General features: G+C 41.8%; 22 protein-coding genes. 12 read left to right on the top strand and 10 right to left on the bottom strand.

Features of this window, described 5'->3' with window-relative positions; genetic code table 11:
• Positions 1–108 precede the first annotated feature (108 nt).
• On the bottom strand, positions 109–627 hold the full coding sequence (locus V7K44_RS11685) for an adenine phosphoribosyltransferase (protein WP_334931559.1): 519 nt from the start codon (positions 625–627) through the stop codon (positions 109–111).
• A 56-nt stretch (positions 628–683) separates the two neighbouring features.
• Here V7K44_RS11685 and V7K44_RS11680 point away from each other — a divergent pair, with 56 nt between their 5' ends.
• The 3 genes from V7K44_RS11680 to V7K44_RS11670 all read left to right on the top strand — a co-directional run bounded on the left by V7K44_RS11680 (position 684) and on the right by V7K44_RS11670 (position 3,191).
• Entirely contained in the window at positions 684–911 is a 228-nt protein-coding gene (locus tag V7K44_RS11680) for a hypothetical protein (protein WP_334931557.1), read from the top strand.
• Positions 912–1,134: 223 nt separating this feature from the next.
• Positions 1,135–1,761: a DUF3038 domain-containing protein gene (locus V7K44_RS11675; RefSeq protein ID WP_094350233.1), complete on the top strand. Its 627-nt coding sequence runs from the start codon at positions 1,135–1,137 to the stop codon at positions 1,759–1,761.
• Positions 1,758–3,191, top strand: coding sequence for a DUF4335 domain-containing protein (locus tag V7K44_RS11670; RefSeq protein ID WP_334931555.1), 1,434 nt, complete (start codon positions 1,758–1,760; stop codon positions 3,189–3,191). Before V7K44_RS11675 ends, V7K44_RS11670 begins: the two co-directional genes overlap by 4 nt.
• Before the next feature lie 365 nt (positions 3,192–3,556).
• Here V7K44_RS11670 and V7K44_RS11665 read toward each other — a convergent pair whose 3' ends face one another.
• Positions 3,557–4,555, bottom strand: a complete 999-nt coding sequence (locus V7K44_RS11665) for a DnaJ C-terminal domain-containing protein (protein WP_334931553.1) — start codon at positions 4,553–4,555, stop codon at positions 3,557–3,559.
• Positions 4,556–4,699: 144 nt separating this feature from the next.
• Positions 4,700–6,781: a molecular chaperone DnaK gene (gene dnaK, locus V7K44_RS11660; protein WP_334931551.1), complete on the bottom strand. Its 2,082-nt coding sequence runs from the start codon at positions 6,779–6,781 to the stop codon at positions 4,700–4,702.
• Between the two features lie 318 nt (positions 6,782–7,099).
• On the opposite strand from dnaK, the gene V7K44_RS11655 reads away from it, so the two are divergent.
• Positions 7,100–7,948 (top strand): M28 family peptidase, encoded by an 849-nt coding sequence (locus tag V7K44_RS11655; protein WP_334931549.1) that lies wholly within the window; start codon positions 7,100–7,102, stop codon positions 7,946–7,948.
• 106 nt (positions 7,949–8,054) lie between these two features.
• Here V7K44_RS11655 and V7K44_RS11650 read toward each other — a convergent pair whose 3' ends face one another.
• From V7K44_RS11650 to V7K44_RS11625, 6 genes are all read right to left on the bottom strand, one after another.
• The gene (locus V7K44_RS11650) at positions 8,055–8,969 is read right to left on the bottom strand and encodes a bestrophin family protein (protein ID WP_334931547.1); all 915 of its coding nucleotides are present in this window, start codon (positions 8,967–8,969) and stop codon (positions 8,055–8,057) included.
• Positions 8,970–9,423: 454 nt separating this feature from the next.
• Complete coding sequence (locus tag V7K44_RS11645) at positions 9,424–9,831, bottom strand: VOC family protein (RefSeq protein ID WP_334931545.1); 408 nt, start codon at positions 9,829–9,831, stop codon at positions 9,424–9,426.
• 749 nt (positions 9,832–10,580) lie between these two features.
• Positions 10,581–11,030 (bottom strand): lecithin retinol acyltransferase family protein, encoded by a 450-nt coding sequence (locus tag V7K44_RS11640; RefSeq protein WP_334931543.1) that lies wholly within the window; start codon positions 11,028–11,030, stop codon positions 10,581–10,583.
• Between the two features lie 310 nt (positions 11,031–11,340).
• Entirely contained in the window at positions 11,341–12,198 is an 858-nt protein-coding gene (locus V7K44_RS11635; protein ID WP_334931541.1) for an SIMPL domain-containing protein, read from the bottom strand.
• A 140-nt stretch (positions 12,199–12,338) separates the two neighbouring features.
• Positions 12,339–12,713, bottom strand: coding sequence for a hypothetical protein (locus V7K44_RS11630; protein WP_334931539.1), 375 nt, complete (start codon positions 12,711–12,713; stop codon positions 12,339–12,341).
• 508 nt (positions 12,714–13,221) lie between these two features.
• Positions 13,222–14,310 (bottom strand): NAD(P)/FAD-dependent oxidoreductase, encoded by a 1,089-nt coding sequence (locus V7K44_RS11625; protein ID WP_334931537.1) that lies wholly within the window; start codon positions 14,308–14,310, stop codon positions 13,222–13,224.
• Positions 14,311–14,625: 315 nt separating this feature from the next.
• Here V7K44_RS11625 and V7K44_RS11620 point away from each other — a divergent pair, with 315 nt between their 5' ends.
• From V7K44_RS11620 to V7K44_RS11585, 8 genes are all read left to right on the top strand, one after another.
• Positions 14,626–15,468, top strand: coding sequence for a YaaW family protein (locus V7K44_RS11620; protein ID WP_334931535.1), 843 nt, complete (start codon positions 14,626–14,628; stop codon positions 15,466–15,468).
• Positions 15,450–16,793 (top strand): O-antigen ligase family protein, encoded by a 1,344-nt coding sequence (locus V7K44_RS11615; protein ID WP_334931533.1) that lies wholly within the window; start codon positions 15,450–15,452, stop codon positions 16,791–16,793. Before V7K44_RS11620 ends, V7K44_RS11615 begins: the two co-directional genes overlap by 19 nt.
• Positions 16,794–17,142: 349 nt before the next feature.
• Complete coding sequence (locus V7K44_RS11610) at positions 17,143–17,895, top strand: caspase family protein (RefSeq protein WP_334931531.1); 753 nt, start codon at positions 17,143–17,145, stop codon at positions 17,893–17,895.
• Positions 17,896–18,096: 201 nt separating this feature from the next.
• Positions 18,097–18,336, top strand: a complete 240-nt coding sequence (locus V7K44_RS11605; protein ID WP_334931529.1) for a hypothetical protein — start codon at positions 18,097–18,099, stop codon at positions 18,334–18,336.
• 86 nt (positions 18,337–18,422) lie between these two features.
• On the top strand, positions 18,423–19,211 hold the full coding sequence (locus V7K44_RS11600) for a CHAT domain-containing protein (RefSeq protein WP_334931527.1): 789 nt from the start codon (positions 18,423–18,425) through the stop codon (positions 19,209–19,211).
• Between the two features lie 119 nt (positions 19,212–19,330).
• On the top strand, positions 19,331–19,852 hold the full coding sequence (locus V7K44_RS11595; protein ID WP_334931525.1) for a Ycf51 family protein: 522 nt from the start codon (positions 19,331–19,333) through the stop codon (positions 19,850–19,852).
• A 1,019-nt stretch (positions 19,853–20,871) separates the two neighbouring features.
• The gene (locus tag V7K44_RS11590; protein ID WP_334931691.1) at positions 20,872–22,062 is read left to right on the top strand and encodes an iron-containing alcohol dehydrogenase family protein; all 1,191 of its coding nucleotides are present in this window, start codon (positions 20,872–20,874) and stop codon (positions 22,060–22,062) included.
• Positions 22,059–23,291, top strand: coding sequence for an aspartate aminotransferase (locus V7K44_RS11585; RefSeq protein WP_334931523.1), 1,233 nt, complete (start codon positions 22,059–22,061; stop codon positions 23,289–23,291). The genes V7K44_RS11590 and V7K44_RS11585 overlap by 4 nt, the downstream gene beginning before the upstream one ends.
• A gap of 535 nt (positions 23,292–23,826) precedes the next feature.
• Here the strand turns inward: V7K44_RS11585 and V7K44_RS11580 are convergent.
• Positions 23,827–24,231, bottom strand: coding sequence for a hypothetical protein (locus tag V7K44_RS11580; protein WP_289798978.1), 405 nt, complete (start codon positions 24,229–24,231; stop codon positions 23,827–23,829).
• Between the last annotated feature and the right edge of the window lie 117 nt (positions 24,232–24,348).

Below are 24,348 nucleotides of genomic sequence, written 5' to 3'. Positions count from 1 at the left end.
GTAGAGTAGCCGCTGGCGCGTCTATGTCCCTCGTCATTTGTCTTTCGTCATTTGCCAGTTGTTTTGCTATTGACCAATGATTAATGACTAATGACCAATGACTAATGACTAATATTCAATTAAAGAGATAATCGGCACGTCCGGCAAATATGTACGCCCTTGTAAATCCCGTAGCTCGATAATAAACCCAAATCCTACTAGTTCGCAGCCAATTTTCTGCACCAATTTAGCTGTGGCACTCGCAGTTCCACCCGTGGCAATCAAATCGTCCACAATCAAAACTCGGCTACCTTGGTGTAAAGCGTCTTGATGCACTTCTAGGCAATCTGTACCATACTCTAGTTGATATTCAATTGAGTGAACGGCTGCTGGTAACTTTCCTTTTTTGCGGATGGGAATAAAACCAGCTCCTAATTTATAAGCCAGAGGTGCACCAAAAATAAATCCCCTCGACTCCATACCAATGACATAATCAGCTGTTATTTCAGCTTCATTGCATTTTTGTGTTAAAAAGTCAATAGTATAGCGCAGTCCCTCTGGATCGCGCAGTAACGTAGTAATATCCCGAAATAAAATTCCGGGTTTTGGGAAATCTGGAATGTCACGAACGAGAGACTTTAAATCCATAAAATGGGGAATAAAGGAGTAGGGAATGGGGAATGAGGTAGAAAAATTAATAAGCAATGCCTAATAGAACTCTTGAAGAGGCTGCGCCAACGGCAACTCTTGGAGACGCACTTGCGTTCGTGGTTCCTGAGCGTAGTCGTTCGCGTAGCGTCCCGCAGGGAAGGGCAGTACAAGTGCCCAATGTCCAATTTCAGATACCTGAAAAATCGTACACTATAATGTCATACGCTGGGGGTCAATTGGAGGTCGAGGCTAAACCTTCGCCTTTCATTGACGATAATTAGAATCTAAATCAAGCTAGAAAAGGTATTTCACTAATAAATGAGGTGAATTTAGTGATGTTTTAAAATTTTGATTTCAATATAGGGAAAACTTTGAGTAGAAAGAGTTAAGTAATGTATATATCAGGTAGTCATGCTACTGCCACAAGTCTAACGCTCAAGTCTTGGCTACCGATCTTAAATTTGTTTTATCTAGTCTGTTGGAACCGCACAAGGTATTTATAGAATGAATGTTTCAGCAAGTTTAACGCCGTTCAACAGTCCAACCCAAGACTCACTGCCGATGATTCTGGACACTTTACCAGATCCTGCGATCGCTTCCAAAACGTGTCCTCGGAGAACCAGGCTGCAAATTGACCTGATTTTACTGGCAATTGAAGCTTTAGAGCTTGGTGGTTCGGAAGCAATCTTGGCTTTTGCTCAAGAGTTGGATCTGAAAGGAATTGTTAAAGACAGGGTGAATTTATGGCGGATGCGTAGCTCTAACCCGCTACGAAGAGCGCACATGCGCCGTCCCTTAACTATTATGGAAGCAAAAGCTTTGGTGGTCATTGCTTGCTACATAGCACGGCGTTTAACTGTTGTCATCCGCCAGTTATTAATGATATGTCAACAAATGGAAGAAAAACAGATTCCATTAGAACAGAATTTACGGCTATCTAATTATTTAGAGCGGTTTAGAGCGCATTTTAAAAGCCGGATGAATGCTCGACGTTCTGGTGTACTAGCATTAACTTCTGATGAAAAATTAGATGCGCTAGCAATAAATTTGTTAGGACAATTACTATTTTGTACTGGTACTGCTGGAATGCAGCGGTTCTGGATTAGTCTTTTTGACGGTGAAGTGGAATGAATATTCAACGTAAGTACAGTCTACCTAATTGTACTCTTCTTTTAGAAGGGTTAAGTGATGTCACTAGGGCTGCACAGTTCCAGGAAATGCGCCCAGAATTATCAATATTGGTAAATGCAGAATGCTATTTATCTGGTTACAATCAACCCTTAACCGGAGGGCGAGAATTTTTTGAAAGTTTGGTGAGGGCTGTTAGTGGTTACGCCCAAGAATTTCTGAGTAGTGTACCCAATCCGCAAGCACACAACCAGGAATCGGAGCTAGTAGAGTTTCAAAAAATTGACGGCAACCACCACAGGTTAATCATACATTCAGAGAATGCTCCAGAGGGATTTGAGTCTCACTCTAATAATTCTAAACGTCTGCCTATTGAAATAGATTTGAATACGGTACAGTTGTTTGATTTAGTAGAAGCAGTGGATCAGTTTTTTGCTGATACCCAGACTTTACCAGAATTATCTCTAGAACTACAACCAGTTACTAGACGCTATGGCGGTGCTAGTCAGGCTGTAATCAGGCAGGCTATTCCTGCTGCTGTGGGAGTATCAAGTTTAGCAGTAGCGGCGATCGCATTTAACTTGATTCCACCTCCCCAAATTCGTCCACCGCAGCCTAAGCCAGATGAGCAAACTAGCTCTACAACAAAGAGCCTTAATCCTCCAGCATCAGCGGCTGCAACACCCATCGAGGCTGCAACACCTACAGCAACACCCACAGCCAATGAAAAGCCAGTAGTCAAAGATTTAGAAGCACTTTTAAATACAGTTCCAGAAATTACCGATCCATCCCAGCTGCGTGCATTGAATCGTCAAGTGTATAACCAAGTTCATCCAGCTTGGACTAAGCGTTCAGGATTGCAACAGGATTTGATCTATCGTTTGGGTGTAGCTGCGGATGGTGCGATCGTTGGTTATAAAGCGGTGAATAAAGAGGCCAATCAAGGAGTCGGGCAAACTCCTCTACCTAACCTACTTTACAATCCTGCTAACCGCGCTCCCATTTCTAATGAACCGATAGCCCAATTCCGAATAGTGTTTACTACAAATGGTGTGCTGCAAGTTAGCCCTTGGCGAGGATATGCTAAGACACCAGAGGTAGTCGGTGCAAAAATTACTGACTCTAATATCACTAAAGGTTTAAATAAAAAGCTTTATAATACAGTTCGTGAAACCTGGAGTGGCACTCCCACCTTTACGCGAGATTTGAAATATCGGGTAGCAGTCAACAAAGATGGTGTAATTGCTGACTATGAACCACTTAATCAAGTCGCCTTTGATTATTTCCGAGAAACACCTCTTCCTAAGATGTTTAACGCCATCTATGGTTCTAATGTAGCTGCTCCCAATGACAAAGAACCTCTAGCCCACTTCCAAGTTATATTCAAGCCTAACGGCAAGCTGGAAGTCACTCCTTGGAAGGGATATCAGTAATTAGGCATGGGGTATGGGGCAAGAGAATTAAGTTGCTATTCCCTGTGCCCTACTCTGAGCAATAACATACCTCGCTTGCCGCCGACGCTATCCACTTTTTCGTTCAGAATTCAATTCTGTTAGCGGATAGCTAAGGTTTAGCCCATTCTGACTCCTGATATCATGTCGGTTTGATTACTTACTAAACATCCAAGAACCCCACCCCGCCAAAGCTATGCTTTGCTTTGTCTCCCCTCCCCGCCGGCGGGGAGGGGTTGGGGGTGGGGTGCAATGACTGTGGCAATCACAACTAATTACCCGAACATGATATGACTTCTGAATTCTGTTTTGATAAAGGTATTAAATATAGATACACAACCTTATTCCTAACGTATTAAATCAGCGCGGGGTTTAAAGGTTTCAATTTGCCGTAACTTTTCGTAAAGCTCCCGTTCTTCTTGACTAATATTTTTCGGTGTAACTATTTGAATTTCTACTAATTGATCGCCACGTTTACCGTCATCGTTAGGATAACCTTTATTACCTAGTCGAAATTTTTGACCAGACCTAACGCCGGGAGGGGTAGTCATTTTCACAGGGCCATCAAGAGTAGGTGCTTCTACCTGTCCTCCTAAAACTGCCTCGCTGGGAGTAACAGGTACTTGGCAGACGATATTTAAACCTTCTAACTTAAATAATCGATGAGGTTCAACGGTAATTTTTAAGTATAGATCGCCACCACCAACGCCTTGGTTCCGCAAACGAATAGTTTGACCTGTTACCATCCCTGGAGGCATATTAACTTCTAGCGATCGCCCATCTTCTAAACGAATCCGTTCATTGCCACCTTGATAAGCTTTTTCTAGTGGAAGCGTTAATCTGGCTTCTATATCTCGGCGGGTTGTGCGAGGTGGTGGAGTATTAACTGTATAGGCAACTTTTGTTCTGGGGGAACGGAACGGATCGCTATTATTGCCATTACTAGAGTTATTTGCCGCACTCTTATTTTTGACACCAATAACTTGATTAATAAAACTTTCAAAGTCGGAGAATTGGCTGGGATCTAAGTCCTGATTGCCGTTGCGATCGCTAGCGCCACTCTGCCAAGTTTTAGCCTTTGGTGCTTGTTTGTTGCCTGCAAAGTCTTTTTGCTTCCAGTAGCGGCTAAACTGGTCGTATTGCGATCGCTTGGCTGGATCGGAAAGAACTTCATAAGCCTCGCCAATATCCTTAAATTTTTCCTCAGATTCTTTGTTACCCGGATTTAGATCGGGGTGATATTGCCTTGCTAACCGCCGATAAACCTTTTTAATTTCCTCACCAGAGGCATCTTTAGATACTCCTAAAATTTCGTAGTAATCGCGAAAGTTCGGCAAATTTTGCATAGTTCAGTTATTTAAATTTTAGATTTTAGATTTTGGATTAATTAAGAGTTAGCAGAGGAAAGTTATGAGTTATGAGTTAGGAGTTAGGAGTTATGAGTTGAAAGATTTAATTTTTAACTCCTCACTTCTAACTCCTAACTTTTCTCACAACCAATCATTGTCTTCTTCATCATCCCAGTTATCTTGGTAGCTGGGGCGGGATTTGCGTGGAGGACGGCTTTCATAAGAGGAAGAACGATTATCGCGGCTATAATCTCTGTCATAGTCTCTACCGTAATCTTTGCCATAGTCTTTACTGTATGAGTCGCGTTCTCGATATGTATCTCTGGGAGATTCGCGTTCTCGTTCTTTATCACCGCCAGTAAAGATGTCACGGATAGTCCCAAACAAGTCGTCATCTTCATCTTCAGCATAAGTCTGGCGGACTTCCCGATTTAGCTCATAGAGAGCATCTTGCAAGTCGGCGTAGGCTTGATCGATACCGCGATCGCTATTTTCCTGAAGACTCTCCTTTAGTTGTCGGCAAATATTATCAATTCTTTGGCGACGACTGCGACCAAACTGCATACCAAATTCCAGCGCGACTTCTCTAAGTTGTCGTTCTGCTTGGAAAATCAACGCCTCAGAACGAGTTCGCTTTTCTATTCTTTCTTTACGTTCGCGATCGACATCAGCATATTTTTGAGCGTCTTGAATCATCCGATTCACTTCCGACTCGTTCAAGGTGGAAGCGCCTTGAATGGTGATACTCTGCTCTCGTCCAGTGGTTCTATCTAGGGCTGTTACTTGTAAAATCCCATTAGCATCAATATCAAATGACACTTGAACTTGGGGAATTCCTCGTGGTGCTGGTGGGATGCCGTAGAGCTTAAACCTTCCTAATGACTTGTTGCTTGCTGCCATTTCCCGTTCGCCCTGAACTACGTGAATTTCCACAGTGTTTTGGTTATTTTCAGACGTGGAAAAAATATCAGAACGACGTACTGGGATGGTAGTGTTGCGGGGGATAAGTTTTTTCATCACACCGCCGATGGTTTCCAATCCCAGAGAAAGCGGTGTGACATCCAAAAGCAGCACATCTTTGAGTTCGCCGGCAAGAATTCCTGCTTGAATTGCTGCGCCTACGCCCACGACTTCATCGGGATTAACGTTCTCGTTTGGTTCTGTGCCAATTAAGTCCCGCACAAGCTGCTTTACCATTGGCATTCGTGTAGAACCGCCAACTAACACAACTTCTTCAATGTCTCTAGGTGAAAGTCCGGCATCTTTGAGGGCGCGTTTGACTGGTGTCCGCAATCTTCCTACCAAATCACCACACAAACCTTCAAATTGAGAACGAGTTAAACGAGTTTCTAGATGTTTCGGGCCATCTTCCGTGGCAGTGATGAAGGGTAAATTAATGTCGGTGACACTGACAGCAGAAAGCTCAATTTTGGCTTTTTCCGCGGCTTCCATCAGACGTTGCAAAGCTTGGCGATCGCGTCTTAAGTCTACCTCTTCTGTTTCCAGAAATTGCTCTGCTAACCAATCTACTATTATTTTGTCAAAGTCGTTCCCACCAAGTTGCGTATCTCCACTGGTAGCCTTGACTTCAAATATCCCATCGCCTACTTCTAAAATAGATACGTCAAAAGTACCACCACCCAAGTCAAATACTAAGATCGTCTCCGTGTCACCTCGATCCAATCCATAAGCCAAAGATGCCGCAGTCGGTTCATTAAGAATCCGCAACACTTCTAAACCAGCAATTCTGCCAGCATCACGGGTTGCCTGCCGTTGAGAATCATTAAAATATGCGGGTACTGTAATCACTGCCCCAGTGACTGGTTCACCCAAATAGCGACTAGCATCGTCTGCCAATTTCTTCAGCACCATTGCCGAAATTTCTTCTGGGGCGAAATCTTTATTCATACGAGGACAGGCAATTTTAATATTACCTACTTCGTCTTTGCGGATGGTGTAGGGCACACGCTTAGAATCTGCATTAAGTTCGCCATACTTCCGCCCAATGAAACGTTTAACTGCAAAAAAGGTATTTTGGGGATTGAGGACGGTTTGTCGCCGTGCCATTTGCCCAACCACCCTTTCACCTTCTTTGCTGAAGCCAACTACGGAGGGGGTTGTTCGCATTCCTTCTGCATTGGCAATCACCACCGGCTTGCCACCCTCCATAACGGCGACTACTGAGTTGGTTGTACCCAAGTCGATGCCGACTACCTTGCCCATGCGTTACTTTTCTCCTAAAGTGTCTTATATATTTATTATGATTGGGCGGAACTACCTCTAGCTTTGTGCTAAAAGATAAAAATACCTCAATGTATAATACTCATCATTAAGGCAGTAAGCTAAGAAGTGCAGCTAGAGGAGATAGTTGCAAGACTAGGATAGCATTGAGACGGTTGGTGTGCCCAAGCAGCCTCAATTGTTGATATCCGCCTATTTCTGTTTAAGTTATCTGCAAATTGGTAAGTTAACCTTAATAACGCTTGCTCTGCTTTTTTGAGTGCCTGAAAATTCTAATATTATTGCTACTACTTAAAAGATTTGAATTTAACAGAGCGATTACAGACTTCCTTGAGTGAGATAGCGCGAGAACGCGATCCTTACATGGCAACGGCTGGGCACTTTTTTGTCCAAGAATACATCCGCCAGGAATTTTCCCAATGGGGGAGTGTGGAAATCCACACCTTTGAAGTCAGAGGTAAAACTTGCAATAACCTGATATTAAATTTACCATCCCAAGCTAGAGGGCAAAAAAAGGATTTACTGCCGATTTTAATTGGCGCTCATTATGATGGGGTTCCAGGAACAGTTGCGGCTGATGATAATGCTACAGGTGTGGCAGTCTTACTGGAATTGGCGAGAAAGTTTGCTGCCCAAGCTGTCAAATATCCCTTAAGGCTGGTTGCTTTCGATATGGAAGAATACGGCTTACTGGGTAGTGCTGATTATGCAGCCCTGTTACATCAACAAAAGCAACAGCTACGCTTAATGATCTCATTAGAGATGCTGGGCTATAAGGATTCTACACCTGGTTCCCAAAGTTACCCTCCTCTTCTGGAACGCTTCTACCCAGATACAGGTGATTTTATCGCTTTAATTGGCAACTTGCGAACATTACCTGACCTAATTGGGATGAGCCGTAATATTCGCAAAGCTGGCGTATCTAGTCAATGGCTACCCGTGCCGAATCGAGGTTTAATAGTTCCCCAAACCAGACTTAGCGATCATGCACCATTTTGGGATTTGGGTTATCCGGCAATGATGGTGACAGATACGGCATTCTTACGAAATCCACATTATCACAAAGCTAGTGATGCGATCGCTACTTTGGATTTAGATTTTCTTACTCGTGTATGTGAAGGGTTGGAAATTGCGATTCGGCGGTTGTGAAAAGATATTTTATCTTATATCTGATGCGTGAATATTGGATTTTTCACCTCACTTACTTGTTGCAAACTTGTGTATATTTTTTATTAATCAATATCTTCTACTTTTTTCAATTGGTTATGCTATCTTGCTGATGCGATCGCGCATTGGGAGTTAAAGTAATTAAATCGTCAATATTATGCTTCATTGTTTCACAAATTGCGTCTAATGGTAAATCATTAGCGTCATAACCAAAGGGGTTTTCTATCTCTAAGCCAATCGCTTCAATGCCAAACAAAGTGAACCCAACCAAAGCAGAAACTAAACCTGTCCACCAACCAAGACTGTCTACTATTTGAAATGGTAGCAAAAAGCAATATAGGATCAGTAATTGCTTCAAATGAATAGCATAAGCAAGCGGCATAGGCGTTTTTAAAATACGTTCGCAAGCACCTAAATTATCCACAAGACTATTCAATAATTCTTGCAGAGATGTTAGCTGGTAGCTATTAAGACAATTCCGATCGTACTGTTGCTGTAAATAATCTCCTATCCAAAAGGCAACTTCTATAGGAGGATTATTCATAATCTTCAGTTTTATGTACTTAGTAGATGGCATTAAGTCTTCTAACTCGCTATTGACACCTTCTCCTCGCAAATGTAGTTTAGTTGTTACAGCAAACGCTACCAATAAGTTTAATGCCGTAATTTTATTGTCTTTATCTTCTGGTAAAATTTCATCAACTGATACCCAAATTTGCCTTGCTAAATTTCGGGTGTTATTTACTATAGAACCCCAGCATTTTCTTCCTTCCCAAAATCGCTCATAAGCAGTATTTGTCCGAAAGACAAGTAACAAACCTAAAACAATACTAGGAATCACATTTGCTAAGATTGGCTGGGATACAGGTTTTTCAAAATGGTGAAGCAGAGAAATTAAAAATCCGAAAGCTCCACACCATAAAATATGTTTTAAAATTGCTTTCATTACTGAACCTTTAGGTTGTAATGCTGTGCGGAACCATTTGATTTTTTCGTTCATCATGTATTCACCCTAATAAAATATTTATTGAACCGATAAAATTAGCATTTCTTAGCTTAAAAATAACCATTATAAAAATAACATAATTAGCAAAGAGATACTTGAAAATTATTTTTCATAAGAAGATAATATACTGCTATCTATGTATTTTCTTCTAGTTTACGTTAGACAATTTAAAGTCAAGTTAAATATTTATTATTAGGACTGAAGCAAACATTATATAAAATTCAAAAACAATGCTAAGGATGGCTACAACTAAGGGACAATTGTAAAGAGATGTAAATATTTTCTAGTGGCAGCATAAATTCCGCATTTTATCCCGATAAATCTATGAAAGAAAAGGTATATTCCTATCGATAATGTTCATACAGCATTAGTCGGTATCATGTACCCCAGTAAATCAAAAAGTTCTAACCTGTAAAAATCCTGCCCTGTAAATTAAATGTCTAGACATAACTTATTTGGTTATGTCTTTTTTATTGTCGTTAGTCTCAAAACGTTGAATTTCAATCAAATAACCATCAGAATCGCGGAAAAAACAATGGTAAATGTTGTACTTTTCATTTAGTGTCGGTGGCTTTTCAAATTCGACGCCACGTTCTTTGAGATATTCAAACCATTCATCCACCTGCTGTGTTACTAGGGTAAAAATGACACTTGATTGCTTATCGGTTGGAGGACTTAATTTTTCGCTTGCTTGACAAAATCCTAAGTATCCAGAACCACTAATAGTATAAATTCGGCAGGTTCCTTGGTCAAGCCATAACTCCAAGCCTAGCTTTTGTTCGTAGAATTCTGTAGATGCATTGAGATTATGGGTAGAAAGGAAGGTAATTTGCTGGTCTATTTGCGGATGAGTAGACATAAAACACATTTGAGTATATACCCTAACGACATCGGGCGATCGCAGATGTAAAAATTGATTGATGTTAGAAACCTGTTACTGCTCCAGACTGCCTTAAGTGCATCTGGAGTTTCTTTTTGGAAAAAGCCATAAAAATTTTCCCAATCATCCTGATATGCCAAAACATGGCTGAATAAGGATGCATACTGAATTATCTATATTTAACACGGGCATCACTTATTGATGTACCCCTCCTGCCAAGCAACTCTCGCAAAACAGCCTCAGCTTATCTGGGGCTGTTTTGCGTTATTTCCCACAGGGAAGGAGTGCAAACGAGAATCCTCAAACACTTTTATCTACATTTGAGTGTATACCCGGATGACGTAGGATTTTCTCAGGGTGAAAATTTGGTATAGGTAAATGCGTATCTTTCCTGACTCCAGATTTGTCACAAACATTTCTGGAGTTTTTTCATGATTTCATTACTGAAGTTTGAAATCAGCAATCTAGTCTAGACTCTAAATTGCACCAGACAGTGCAAATAGTTTAACAAAAACTTCTGCTGTAGATATTTTGCAACTGTGGGGTATGGATATACAAAGATTTATCCGTAAAATTGGAGGATGTTCGAGTGAAATTATGGAGGAAGTTGCTACTGCTATTGCTGCCGTAGTTGAGTATTATTAGTGATTTATATAATTTATTTATTAATGTCCATATTAAAACTATAGGGTGCGTCAACATAATGTGACGCACCTTGAATTACCTTACTATTTTTTGTTTTCTTTCCCGAAGTGATAGGCTCCTAAAGCAGCCCCTATTCCTAATACAGCAGGAGCAGCAACGCCAACAGCAATAGCAGCACCTCCTCCTACAATAAGAGCAGCAGCACCTCCTCCAGCAGCAGCAACTCTATTCACTTGCTCACTTTTATGATTGCCTGTTTTGCAATAATAGGCAAAATGCTCACAGTTGTTAGAAGTGCGCGAGTATTTGTCCTCACCTAATCTGGTTTTTGCCCTTTGGACTACAATTTCATCTGCATCACACTTTCCATACTCCTTGACATGAATTGTCTTCCCTTCGGCAAACGCAGTCTTAGAAACTAGACAAATTCTTTGCCCATCATAATGAATGACAGTTCCCTCTCCACAATCAATTCCATGATGAGTATAAGTATTGCCGTTCTTCCAAATGTAGATATGATCGCCTTTAACCATAATTTACCTCTTCTTTTGGACTACATTCTTTGTAATACTTTAGGTACAGATTATGAGGAAAATAATTTATTTGTCAGTAGTAAAAGCCGTAAAAATTTCCGATAAAGTTAGAGCAAAATATTTAAATATACAGTTAGAAAAACTAGAATTTTATCTAAGTATATTTTGGGTTATATAAAGAGAAAAATATGAAGTCAAGAAGAAGTGCGATCGCACCTATCCTTATTGATTAGACTCAGAAGAAAATAGTTAAGCGATCGCACTCCCAATTTGGACTAAATCAAAGTGCGATCGCACTAAATATAAATGTTTATTTTGTTGTATATGTCACAAAAATATCTTTTTTCATTTCAACTTCTGCTGGAGCATCGGGATTATAAACTGGTGATAATAAAAAGCTAGCAAACGACGGTAAAGGAACTCCAGTTTTAGAACCACATGAGGGATAAAATAATGTGTAAAATGGCTCGGCGACAGAAGGAGTACTAAGTTTAACTTCCATCGCAGTTGCTAAAGCCTGAGCGCGGCTTTGAGCATCTTTCATCGCTGATTGATAAACTGAACTCTGCAAAGCTTGACAGTCGTTTACTGCATAGTCAACACCCACACTCTTGACGGAAAGGTTTTCGAGATCGCTCGTTGCTTTGTTCGCTGTAGCAACAATTTCCTGGACGCGATCGCGCGTTGGTTTTTCCAGTCTTACCAATATCTTGGCGTTATTTTCACTGGCATTAGGATTAATTTGCACTTGAATTTTATCAGCCTTAATGCCTTTAGCAACTAAGCTATCCACTACAGGCTGAAGAGTTGCTTTAGTTAGAGATTTTTTGCTTGGTAAAGGTTCTGCTGCTGTTTTGTAATTATAAAGTAGAGTTGGTGACGATATGCCACGGGTTTCGGGTAGAGATGATCGTTGGATTTGTAACTCATCATTACTACCTCCGCTACTGAATACCAATTCAATATCAGCTGTATCTGCTGGCACTCTCACTACCCCTTGACCAATTACCATTAATGAATGGCGATCGCTTGCTGGCGGGTAAAACAATTGGGCATTAGTGACTTTGGGTGTTAATGCTTCCACTGCGATACTCACGGAAATACTTAGTATTAGAGCAGTTATTTTTCTCATATCCTGGGAATATCCTTTGAACTTGGTAATTGTCAAAGTTTACACCTCAAGAGGAATCTACTTAAAAAAATATTGAGCTAATTCCACGACTAAAAGCTATGGGATTAGCTCAAAAATTAAAAATTCACTGCGGGCGTTATGATATCTCAGCAGAGAGCCAAATCTCGTTAGAACTATTAACCAAACCAGTGAGAGGGTTCACAAGCTGGTTGAACTGTTTCAGAAACACGATGGCTAATCCAATCTGACTTTTCTTGAACGATTAAACAAATACCTTGGTGAATCAAATTTTGTAAATGTAGTTGCTGCTCTAAGGGTTTACGAGGCAATTTGTAATAAGCCAAGCTTCCTTGTTCAGCCTCCGCTGGAATCTGTTCATCAGACATGATGCTGTAAAAGGAGGGAATGCGATTGAGGACGAAAGTAATTAGCTCTTGGCGTAAATCAGGAATCGCAAAGGCTTGTTGATATGGATGGGATGGATATGTATTCAAAACACTTTCAATCTCTCCCACTATTGATTGTTGTGTTAAATTGACTACCGTTTTCATGGTTTTTAAACTCCTTTTTTAATCAATTCAATGCTTCTTGGAGAAAATAACTTTTTTAGATGGCAATGTCGTGATGACAATCAGTTCAAACTAACTCGACTTACAGATGCAATCAACCCCGAAACTAGCCTCTTATCTTGGTACAATCTCAGACATTTGGATTTGCTTATTTTAGTTAAAGTTTATGCTGTCTCACAGCATGACTTATTAAAACAGCGTCCAACAAGCTGGTAAGTTACCGACATTTTATATTTATAATCCTAATTATTTCAAATCTCTGCCTTTTTGGCAGAAATCTACATAAAACGCAGTATAAAAGTTAGGGGATCAAGATTAACAGCAATAAAACAACCTGAATTAGGAACAAGTTTTTCATGAAGTTAAGCTTTTTGGGTAATCAGCATCACTTTTTAGGTTCGCAGCAAAATTTGCTATTTCATCTAAAAAACTTATTTGTTGCACTTTGATTTGGTCGGTCAGAAAAATAGCGACTCACTATAGTGCAGGATCAGTCTAGCGACAGATGAAATGATCGGGCAAAAACGTTTAAAAAGTTCACATTATCGAAAGGGAGATGATGCAACTGATTATTAATTTCATCAGCCGCAGCTAATCCAGAAAGCATCGCACCTTCGACAAGATTGCCGCCACACCAATCACCGCAGCAAACTAAAGGTAAAGGAGTTTTGGCAGACAAAAAAGCTTCGTGCCAAGGACGGCTAGGAAAGGCATAACGCCAACGATGTACTTGCATCCATTCGGGAGTATTGAGCCAAGGAAGAGATAGAGATTCAGCTGCTCGTTGCAACATCACTTGTCCAGCAGATTGTAAATCCTGTGATTCTAGATGACGTTGGGCAAAATCAGCGCTACTTTGCACTACAAAATGTGGTTGTTGAGGGTTGGGACGTTTGCTACTGTCCAAACCAATCCATGCTAAATCAGCATCATCCACAAAAGTTAGGGCTTTCCACTGAGGGAGGGGTTGGGATGTAGAAGGATATCCCGCGATCGCACTAATCGAAGGATAAAATTCTACAGAACGCAAGTTATCAAGAAAGGCTGCATCCAATACACTCTCACCCAAAGGTTCCAACAGCATCACAGCTTGGGGTGCAGGAATAGCGACGACTATAGCTTTTGCAGTTAATTCTTCGTTACTAGATTCGAGAGTCAAACGCCAGCTATTTTCAATGGTTGGGGTAATAGCGATGACACGCTGATTCAGTAATATTTCTAAACCTGGGGCGAGGGATTTAGCGATCGCACTCATTCCCGCAGGTGCAACATAACGCGGACTGCGGTTTTTCGGTTCAGATAAAGGAGCATCTGCTGTGAGTTCGTAAACCTCATCTGTCCAAACTTCCAGGATACGGCGATCGCCCAATATCTCTACAAAACGTCTAAATAATTCACCCTTTGGCTTCAGGTAACAAGCCCCATGATCTGCCAAAGTTCCATGCAAGCGGCGTGTAGCTAGTCTTCCTCCCAAACCACGCGACTTTTCCACCACTACCACCGAATATCCAGCTTGACTTAACTGCTGGGCACAGACTAAACCGGCAATTCCGGCACCAATCACTGCAATATCAGTCATGAGTCAATAGTCCTTTAAGAGAAGGCAGGAGGCAGAGGGCAGAAGGCAGGAGGAAAGAAGTATGATTGATTACTTTAATTCTGAGTCATTACCCAGTTTAAAAAGAAGATACTGTCTACAACCTAAGTCCAATGCAGTTGCGCGTGGGTTACTCCTGCCTTCTATACGTAGGATTATATTAAATGAGATTGAGTTACTTCTGCCCCCTGCCCCCTGCCTCCTGCTATTATCAAAGGACAAAATTACTACTAATGACTGCTGAAAGCTAATAGTAGAATAAGGTACATAAAGCTGCACGGAAGGGAGGAAGGGAAATTGGATGAAATGAGGGCGGCGCTAGAGTTAGCGACCGAAGAAGAATTGCAAGACTTAACGGCAATTCTATTTAGTCGTAAGTTCAATCCCTTAGACTATGTACACACACCCGAACCCATCGAAGTGCAAAGCCAAGACCGCAAAGCTTGGTTAGATGCACTAGAGGGACGCTTTCGTTTTTTGGCGGCAGATGGGATGACAGTATTACGGGGACGTACAGGCCAAGTAACTTACCGACAAGCGTTAGTTCAAGTATGTAAATATCTAAAAATTCCCTATTCTCATCAGCTGGCAACTATTGATTTAGAAGCAGAAGTATTTTTGCATCTGCTAGGACAGGTGTGGAAAAAATTGCCTGAACAAGAAAAGCAAAAATTGACTGTACAGGTGCAGCGTCAGCTGCTCAAATCAGAATTAAAACAACCCCTACCACTTTTATTGCAACGTGACCCCTTGGGGTTACTTTTCAAAGGTGGTAGTGCTCTAGGGGTTACTTCTCTTCTCCAGCCACTTGTGCTTCAGCAAATTGCCCGTCAATTTGCCATCCACTTTGCTACTTATGAAGTAGCCAAACAAGCCGCGATTACAGGCACAGAAGCAGCTGCAACGCAATTTCAAAGTTATGTAACGATGCAAATGGCGCAACGGGGTATGACAGTGAGTGCAGCTCGTTATGGGGCAGCCCGCACGATGTTTGCCGTAATTGGACCGATGATGTGGACTTGGTTTATTGCGGATTTAGGGTGGAGAGCGATCGCTACTAACTATGGTCGAATCATCCCTACTATCTTCGCCTTAGCTCAAATTCGCCTCACTCGTGAGGAATGTTGGGAGCCAGCTTGAACAAGGTTTTTGACTATTTCAAATCTCGTTGGCAATCTTCTTGGAACTACTCTCTATGGGCACTGTTAATCTTCCCATTGAGTCCTTTAGTGGGGGCTGTGACTGTAGGTTTTGTCTCATTAATAACTTGGCTGAAACAATCCCGCAAAATTAATCGCCGCCCCCTCAACTGGGGATTTGCCCTGTTGAGTATTTTACTGATCGTGAGTGCTGGCTTTGCCCAAGACAAAACAGCAGCTTTCCTCGGCTTATTTAATTTATTACCATTCTTTTTACTTTTCGCTGCCCATAGCGCTCTGATTCAAACATTTACCCAATTGCGGCAAATGGCTTGGGCTTTGGTAATTGGTTCCATGCCAGTAGCAATTATGGGCTTGGGACAATTATTTTTAGGCTGGAGTTTCAAGTTCCAGTTTGTGTGGGTTGTGTTTAGTTGGACAATCAGACCAGGCGGAAACCCACCAGGTCGTATCGCTTCACTTTTCTTGCACGCTAACACCTTCGCAGCTTATCTAGTAATAGTTTTCACCCTTAGTCTAGGGTTGTGGATCGAACAATGGCGATTGAACATAAAAGGCAGAGGGGAAAGACTTACTGCGCCCCACTCTCCAGTTCCCTTTCTCTTCCTAAGCGTGGCAGTGATTACGAATTTTATTACCTTGATTTTCACCAACTCGCGTAATGGGTGGGCGATCGCTATTTTTGCCTGTTTAGCTTATGCACTCTACCAAGGTTGGCGCATTCTTGTAGGTAGCGTTGCTGCGATCGTTTCTAGTATTCTTTTAGCGGCTTTTGCTCCCTCACCAGTCGCTCACATTTTTCGCTGGGTAGTTCCCGCCTTCTTTTGGGCAAGGTTAAATGACGATATGTATCCAGATAGACCAGTCGCTTTAATGCGAAAAACTCAGTGGGAGTTTGCCTGGTCTTTAGCTCAACAACATCCTTGGACTGGTTGGGGGTTACGCAGTTTTAGTACCCTTTACAGAGCAAAGATGCAGATTCCCTTGGGTCATCCCCATAACTTGTTTTTAATGTTATCTGCTGAAACTGGTTTTCCCAGTACTTTTTTATTTTGTGGCTTACTAGCTTGGATTTTGATTACAAGTGTCCAACTACTCCAAAAGTCAAAATATATAAATACAGGAGACAAATTGATATTTTTCAGTTATCTTCTATCCTTTGTGGGGTGGATCTTATTGAATACAGTAGATGTAACCCTCTTTGATTTTCGTTTGAATGCGATTTCATGGCTAATTTTGGCTGCTATTTCTGGAGTATTACATCGTTATCACGAAAAAGACAGGCTTGCATCTCATCAAAGTTAGCTATTAGTTTTTTCAGTGTATGCACTGGGGACATTGAGAGTTTTAAGTTAATAATATTGTCATATTCACGTCTGTGAGTGTGACTAATACCTAATTGGTCACTGTTGCTGATTGTTGGGAAGGTGTAGGGACACCCATTTGGGGTTTTCCTGCATGACGGGCATCTCTTGTAGATGCCCTTTTGTATGTTTATTTTTTAGCGATTAAGTTGGAATTGGTGTATTAAATTATTGTCCAAGTTTTTGGATTATTTTTGTTTAATTTTCAGTAAAAAATTAAAATATAAGGTGGCTATTTACACATAAAAATGCCATATTTGGAAAAATATCTGGCATATTAAGTAATAAATATGACTTTTAACCGCCGTCAATTTTTGCAAATGACTGGTTCGACTGTTGCGGGATTAGGGTTAAGTCAATTCTTTACGCAAGCCGATCGCTTTGGTAAAGTTCTCGCAAAAAGTACACCACGTAAACTTGCATTCCTGGTTGGGATTAATAAATATCCCGGAGAAGATGCGTTGCGGGGATGTGTTAATGATATTGAATTGATGCGGCATTTGCCCATTTATCGCTTTGGGTTTCAGCCAACAGATATTTTGACTTTGACAGATGAAAAAGCAACTCGTACTGGTATTCTCCAAGGATTTGAAGAGCATTTAATCAAGCAAGCCAAGCCCGACGATGTGGTAGTGTTCCATTATTCGGGACATGGTTCGCAAGTTTACGATCCAAATCCCATAACTGAGGAATTAGGATTAAACGGTACTTTTGTGCCTGTGGATTCGGGTTTGCCTGTTGGTTATCCCGAAAAAAAAGGTACAGTGCAAGACATCATGGGACACACGTTGTTTTTGTTGATGTCAGCTTGTCAAAGTGAGAACTTTACAGCCGTTTTGGATAGTTGTTTTTCTGGTGGGGCGACGCGGAATTACAAAGTGCGATCGCGCCCTGGTAGTAACTCAGTCGAAATCGCAGCCAAAGAAAAAGATTATCAAAGAAAGTGGCTATCAAAACTCAACCTGTCACGCCAAGAATTTATTCGGCGCTATCGGGCGGGAGTTGACAAAGGCGTGGTACTCGCAGCCACAAATGCCGAATAAACCGCAGCAGATGCCCGATTCAATGGTTTCTATGCAGGAGCGTTTAGTTACCCCTTAACACGCTATCTTTGGCAAAATAGCAGCACACCAGAAAAAGCGATCGCAGAAGTAATCGATCAACTATCCCAAGAAGATTACGAACAAACGCCCATCTTAGAAGTAAAACCTGAAAGCGGGTATGAAAAGCAACCTTTCTTTTTTATGAAATCAGCAAATACCACAGCTAATGCGGTGATTACCGAAATCAATGGTAATCGAGCAACACTTTGGCTGGGTGGTGTTGATATCGGCAACATAGAAGAAGGTTCTAAATTTAGGACAATTGCAGCCAATAAAGCTAATTCCCCACAGGTGGAGTTGATATCGCGCAATGGATTAGTCGGAATTGCCACAGTCAAGGGTATTGCGAAAGCAGGGATGCTGTTGGAGGCGATCGCATAACCAAAAAGGGAAGAATACAAGATACCCAACTTTTCAAAGAAATTGGGTATCTATAGCTTTAAGTATCAATAAATAAGATTTTAGAAATGTATCAAAAAACATACTTTATTTTATTTGCAAGTATAGTCTTACTTTCGCAAACAGTAGTTACCATACTTGGAAATACAGAGGCGAGTTTTGCTCAATCTTCAAACACGCGATCGCAACAGACAAAATCTACCACCGCCGACAAATTAGCCGCACCTGCAACAACTAGCGAAGTAGTACGTTCGGCACGTGATATTGGTGTCGTTCTTGAACGGTTGAAGTATAGCCGCGAAGAAGCTGAAGCAATTAGCAAACTGGTAAACAATACTTCTCAACGTTTATCTTCTCTTGATTTTGAAGCTTCGCGCACCACCGCCACCAATCCTAATCTTTCACAGTACCGAATGGTACACTTTGCCACTCACGGACTGATTAACACTGTTAACCCGGAATTATCAGGAATTGTTTTATCTTTAGTCAACCAAAAAGGCGAAGATACCGATGGCTTTCTGCGCCTCCATGATATTTTCAACCTCAATTTACCCGTTGAACTTGTGACTCTCAGCGCCTGCGAAACCGGACTTGGTAAAGACGTAAAAGGAGAAGGTTTATTAGGCTTGACAAGAGGCTTTATGTATGCAGGAGCAAAAAGAGTTGCTGTCAGCTTGTGGAGTGTCAACGATACAGCAACCGCCAGTTTGATGACTAAATTTTACCAACAGATGCTAGAAAAAGGCTTGACACCAGTGGCGGCGCTGCGTGCTGCACAGTTGGAAATGTGGAAGACTCAGCAATGGAAGGCGCCGTATTACTGGGCGGCGTTTGTGGTGCAAGGTGAGTGGCGATAAACAAGGTTGTTGGAGTCAATTTTTCGTGACTGCGGGTAATGAATAGTAGAAGTGTAAGCTCTCTCTCGGTAAAATGAGTGTGTCGGTAACGCAGAAAAGACGCCTCCATAACCAACCTTATGCTCACAACAGCTAACTTTTTTCAGTACACCCAATGGTCAGGTATAGCTACATTGGTATTTGCTGCCTTGACATTTTTGGCTTTTATTCTCAAATGGGGCATCCGCTTTCGGTTGGTGGGTACGACTGGCTTTATGCTGGTGGTGACTGCTGGTTTATTTGGACTCTCAATAGTCCCTTTGAGTCGGACTGTGATTCCCGGAGCAGCTCGGTACACTCTAGTTTATGACAATGGCTCAACACAAGCGGTGATTGCCACATCACCCAAAATTACACCCACACAAGTAGAAGCAACTTTACGTCAAGCAGCTAGCAATCTCTTTTCTTATGGTCGTTCAGGTACACAAGAAGACGAAAATTTGACAGTTCGCGCCCGTACTATTATCCACCCGGAAACAGGGATTTCTGTACCAGTTTACTTGGGTGAGGTCAAGCGATCGCTCGTTTCTCATCAAAATTCCCCGGTAACAGTCAAAATTTACACAGAGAATTTCGCCAAATTGCCAAAACCTACTGCTTAAGAGACAGAGGGCTACGGGAGCAGCACTTTGGCTCCGGTTCCATTGAGCGACTTGTACTGAGCTTGTCCTGAGCGTAGTCGTTGGCGCAGCCTCTCGTAGAGAAGGGCGTAGTCGAGATGCTTGGCACAAGTCAAGGCAAGTCGCTCTGTAACTAAGGAGAAGTAGCAGTCAGTCTTTCCTCATTGGTGTCAACTTAAGCCGAAAACTATATCGGACAGGCGTTTTGCAAATCCCTCACGCCCTCATCCCCTAACCCCTTCTCCCTTGGAAGAAGGGGAATTGAATGTCTAGCTCCTTTCTCACGGATGGGAGAGGGGCTGGAGGTGAGTGCAAAACGTTGTCACCAAGCGGGTTTAGCGTTAAGTTGACACTTATGGTCTTTCCCCTCTGCCTCTTATGCCCAATCCCCAATCTCAGAAAACAAAGTAATTTACCTGTTATCAGGATAACAAAATTTATTTTGTATTTACTGATACATTAATGGTTATATTTAGATTAAGATATTTACACTTTAGTGGTTATACTGTGGGAAAAGGTTAATCAGCGTGCGGGTAATGGGTACTGACAGTTGTGATTTGTCAGTTGTTGTCCTAATTGCCCCTGTTGCCATTTTTAAAATTCTTTACAGTAAATCAAGGGTTGTAGGGGGCATATCTATACACACCTTTACATATATATCTGTAGCTAAGGATTGCATAAAATAGCACGATCTGCCTACACATTATCAATTATCGATTGCTTTTCTTGAGAATCTGACAATGGTAATGTTAATTAATTATACGGTTATTCAAAACTTTGATAGTTCGGAATTTCAGGTCAATGGGTATTTATAGATTCAAGCAATGTCGTCAAACTACTCAATCAGTCGGCAATAGGACTTGTCTATTGAATTGCTTGGCTCAAATCCAGATGGGCTGGGTGGAAGGTTGGAGCCATCCAAAAACCAGCTTGGCAACAAGTATCCTCGATCGCCAGTCTATTTGATTAAGAAATATCAAGGTTTTGACAAACGAGATTATATGCCCAATAATTTTTCTACTCAACCTTCTTTGTCTACTCAAACCTCTAGTTCATTCTTGACGCTCACAGTCTCTCCCGCAAAAGTAATCCGTGGTTCTGGGGTGTTGCAAACAGCCGCAGCAGAGATTGCCTGTTTGGGAAGTCGTCCCTTAATTGTGGCAGGTAAGTCTACTCTCGGTATCAGCCAACAAAATTTACAACCAGTTTTAGAAGCGCAGCAGTTACATAGTGTCCAAGCTTCTTATGGTGCTGATTGCTGCGAAGGTAGCCTGAAATCTTTACAGAAGAAGGCAAAAGAACATAAAGCTGATGTCATTATCGGTATTGGTGGTGGCAAAGCCCTAGATACAGCGAAATTAGTCGCACAGCAGTTACATCTACCAGTGGTGACAATTCCTACTTCCGGGGCTACTTGTGCAGCTTGGAGTGCCTTATCAAATGTTTATTCGGAAGATGGGGCTTTTCTCTACGATGTGGGGCTATCTCGTTGTCCCGATTTATTGATACTCGATTATGACTTGATTAAAACTGCACCACAACGTACTTTAGTAGCTGGAATTGGTGATGCGATCGCTAAGTGGTACGAAGCCTCAGTTAGCAGTGGACACTTGCAAGATACTTTAATTATTGCTGCGGTGCAACAAGCACGAGTTTTGCGAGATATCTTGTTGCAAAAGTCAGCTGTCGCCCTCGAAGAACCACGTAGTGAGGTTTGGCGAGAAGTGGTAGATGCCACTGTTTTGTTAGCTGGGGTAGTTGGGGGACTTGGAGGGGCGCAGTGTCGCACAGTTGCCGCCCATGCCGTGCATAACGGTTTAACTCATATTTCGGGACATGGCAGTATTCATGGCGAAAAAGTTGCTTTTGGGATTTTAGTGCAACTGCGTTTAGAAGAAATGCTACAAGGCAATCAACTAGCAGCATCGGCACGGCAACAGTTGTTAAAGTTCTACACAGAAATTGGACTACCCCAGAAATTAAGTGATTTGGGATTGGGCAATATTACATTAGGCGAATTGCAAACAGCTGCCGAAATGGCTCTAGTTCCTAATTCTGATATCCATCGGCTACCGTTTAAAGTCGCGCCAGAACAGTTGATGGCGGCAATGGTTTCTACCACTGCACCTATAGATAGTAGAGATACTACAAATCGAGTTTCGCCCAAGGGAATGAGTGACGAGGTTTTATGAGTTTAAATTGGATTGTCCCAGCAGAACGCATACAAAAACTACCACCTTATGTATTTGCCCGTTTAGATGAACTGAAAGCTAAAGCACGGGAACAAGGGTTAGATTTAATTGACTTGGGTATGGGAAACCCCGATGGTGCAACGCCAGCACCAGTTGTCGAAGCGGCGATCGCAGCCTTGAAAGATCCTAGCAATCACGGTTATCCTCCTTTTGAGGGCACAGCTAGTTTCCGCCGCGCCATCACTAACTGGTATCGTCGCCGTTATGATGTGGTTCTCGATCCTGATAGCGAAGCCTTGCCTTTGCTGGGTTCTAAAGAAGGATTAACCCATTTAGCACTCGCCTACGTTAACCCTGGTGATTTAGTTCTGGTTCCTTCCCCAGCTTATCCGGCACATTTTCGCGGCCCGGCGATCGCTGGTGGGAAAATCCATAGTTTGATTCTCAAACCCGAAAATGACTGGTTAATTGATTTAGCTGCCATTCCTGATGAAGTTGCAAGACAAGCGAAAATTCTCTATTTCAACTATCCTAGCAATCCCACCGCCGCCACCGCACCCCGCGAATTTTTTGAAGAAATCGTCGCTTTCGCCCGCAAATATGAAATTTTGCTGGTGCATGATTTGTGTTACGCCGAGTTAGCTTTTGATGGTTATCAACCCACTAGCTTGTTAGAAATTCCCGGTGCGAAAGATATTGGTGTGGAATTTCACACCTTATCTAAAACCTACAATATGGCTGGTTGGCGTGTTGGGTTTGTTGTGGGGAACCGCCATGTAATTCAAGGTTTGCGGACGCTGAAAACTAACTTGGATTACGGCATTTTTGCAGCATTGCAAACAGCAGCCGAAACAGCTTTGCAACTGCCAGATGTGTATTTGCATGAGGTACAACAACGCTACCGTACCCGCCGCGATTTCCTCATTAACGGGTTAGGAGAGTTGGGTTGGGATATCCCCAAAACCAAGGCGACCATGTATCTTTGGGTGAAGTGTCCCGTTGGCGTTGGTTCCACAGATTTTGCCCTGAACGTGTTGCAGCAAACAGGCGTTGTGGTTACTCCCGGTAATGCCTTTGGGGTTGCTGGTGAGGGTTATGTCAGGATCAGTTTGATTGCAGACTGCGATCGCTTGGGTGAAGCTTTAAACCGCTTCAAGCAAGCTGGCATCCGCTATCAACCTGAAACTGTAGTCCCTGCTTCAGAAGCGATCGCTGATCTCGTTAGTTGATTAGAGAGAAGAAAACCAATATTACATGACTAAAATTTCTGCTGACGATCTTTGAGATCGTGTAAAAAATACGATTATACGAAGCGACAGCTATTGCAAGTGAACTCTCTAACGTGGACTTCCAGGTTGAGACAACCCGTAGCTATATTCAATAGACTTCTTGCAGAAGTGGGGGAAGGGATAAAGGTATGGAATTTTCCCTTCCCCTTTAACCTTTCCCCAACCGGAAAGCAAAAATAACTTTGCAATCTGTGTAATATCTGCTGTCAAAAGGTAATGTAGCATTCATTGCCCGCAAACCAGGATATTGAATGAAGATGGAGGGCAGTTCGAGTTTACGGAAGACTGCCTTCTGCTTGCTGTCTTTCTTAATAAATACCTAATCTTAAATCCAATATCTAATTTTTTTGCTATGGTGATCCCAAAGGAATTGTTAAGTGCTTACGAGATGTAAATTAAGTGATTAATTTATTACTTGGTATAATAGAATATATGTATTTTGTAGATAAATTATTTATAAAATACATCTTTATTGTTACTTAGTGGGTTGGGCAATACGCGTTTCAATATCTTCTAATGTTTGTAACAATAAACGATTTGCCTGCAATTTCCAACCCCATTTTTGAACTCTATAAGCTAATACAGTTCCAACTACAGACGCTAACAAGCCTATGGGTTGATTTAAAGAAATTCCTAGTAACAAACCTAATCCAGCAATTCCCCAAAATGGTAAGGCAACTGCTTGTCTTTGTTCTTCCACAACTTGGGTAATTATATTAGATTTCATCGTAGCAAGTAATGCTTCTTTTACTTGCTGCTGTTCTGTTACGGATACTGTTAAACCTATTTTACGGCGTAGTTTTTCTATTTTACGGGCATCAGTGCTGTATTCAGTTAGTTCATCTTCTGCCATTTTCAGGAGTCGTTCTAGCTGCGCCATAATTTATTACATCCGGTATTTTGATCGAGTTATTAAACTGAATAATTGTTAATTTTTATTGCTTATATTTTTGGATTTCATCGCCAAATATCAAACTACGCGACAGAATTAAAAATC

The sequence above is a fragment of the Nostoc sp. genome, from assembly GCF_036917235.1.
Taxonomy (GTDB): domain Bacteria; phylum Cyanobacteriota; class Cyanobacteriia; order Cyanobacteriales; family Nostocaceae; genus Nostoc.
This window is presented reverse-complemented; position numbering and strand designations above follow the sequence as displayed.

Bases quoted from the DNA above. Each gene is read 5' to 3' on its own strand.
- V7K44_RS11685 (WP_334931559.1), bottom strand. From the start codon at position 627: ATGGATTTAAAGTCTCTCGTTCGTGACATTCCAGATTTCCCAAAACCC.
- V7K44_RS11680 (WP_334931557.1), top strand. From the start codon at position 684: ATGCCTAATAGAACTCTTGAAGAGGCTGCGCCAACGGCAACTCTTGGA.
- V7K44_RS11675 (WP_094350233.1), top strand. From the start codon at position 1,135: ATGAATGTTTCAGCAAGTTTAACGCCGTTCAACAGTCCAACCCAAGAC.
- V7K44_RS11670 (WP_334931555.1), top strand. From the start codon at position 1,758: ATGAATATTCAACGTAAGTACAGTCTACCTAATTGTACTCTTCTTTTA.
- V7K44_RS11665 (WP_334931553.1), bottom strand. From the start codon at position 4,555: ATGCAAAATTTGCCGAACTTTCGCGATTACTACGAAATTTTAGGAGTA.
- dnaK (WP_334931551.1), bottom strand. From the start codon at position 6,781: ATGGGCAAGGTAGTCGGCATCGACTTGGGTACAACCAACTCAGTAGTC.
- V7K44_RS11650 (WP_334931547.1), bottom strand. From the start codon at position 8,969: ATGATGAACGAAAAAATCAAATGGTTCCGCACAGCATTACAACCTAAA.
- V7K44_RS11645 (WP_334931545.1), bottom strand. From the start codon at position 9,831: ATGTCTACTCATCCGCAAATAGACCAGCAAATTACCTTCCTTTCTACC.
- V7K44_RS11640 (WP_334931543.1), bottom strand. From the start codon at position 11,030: ATGGTTAAAGGCGATCATATCTACATTTGGAAGAACGGCAATACTTAT.
- V7K44_RS11630 (WP_334931539.1), bottom strand. From the start codon at position 12,713: ATGAAAACGGTAGTCAATTTAACACAACAATCAATAGTGGGAGAGATT.
- V7K44_RS11625 (WP_334931537.1), bottom strand. From the start codon at position 14,310: ATGACTGATATTGCAGTGATTGGTGCCGGAATTGCCGGTTTAGTCTGT.
- V7K44_RS11615 (WP_334931533.1), top strand. From the start codon at position 15,450: ATGTTGGGAGCCAGCTTGAACAAGGTTTTTGACTATTTCAAATCTCGT.
- V7K44_RS11610 (WP_334931531.1), top strand. From the start codon at position 17,143: ATGACTTTTAACCGCCGTCAATTTTTGCAAATGACTGGTTCGACTGTT.
- V7K44_RS11605 (WP_334931529.1), top strand. From the start codon at position 18,097: ATGAAATCAGCAAATACCACAGCTAATGCGGTGATTACCGAAATCAAT.
- V7K44_RS11600 (WP_334931527.1), top strand. From the start codon at position 18,423: ATGTATCAAAAAACATACTTTATTTTATTTGCAAGTATAGTCTTACTT.
- V7K44_RS11595 (WP_334931525.1), top strand. From the start codon at position 19,331: ATGCTCACAACAGCTAACTTTTTTCAGTACACCCAATGGTCAGGTATA.
- V7K44_RS11590 (WP_334931691.1), top strand. From the start codon at position 20,872: ATGCCCAATAATTTTTCTACTCAACCTTCTTTGTCTACTCAAACCTCT.
- V7K44_RS11585 (WP_334931523.1), top strand. From the start codon at position 22,059: ATGAGTTTAAATTGGATTGTCCCAGCAGAACGCATACAAAAACTACCA.
- V7K44_RS11580 (WP_289798978.1), bottom strand. From the start codon at position 24,231: ATGGCGCAGCTAGAACGACTCCTGAAAATGGCAGAAGATGAACTAACT.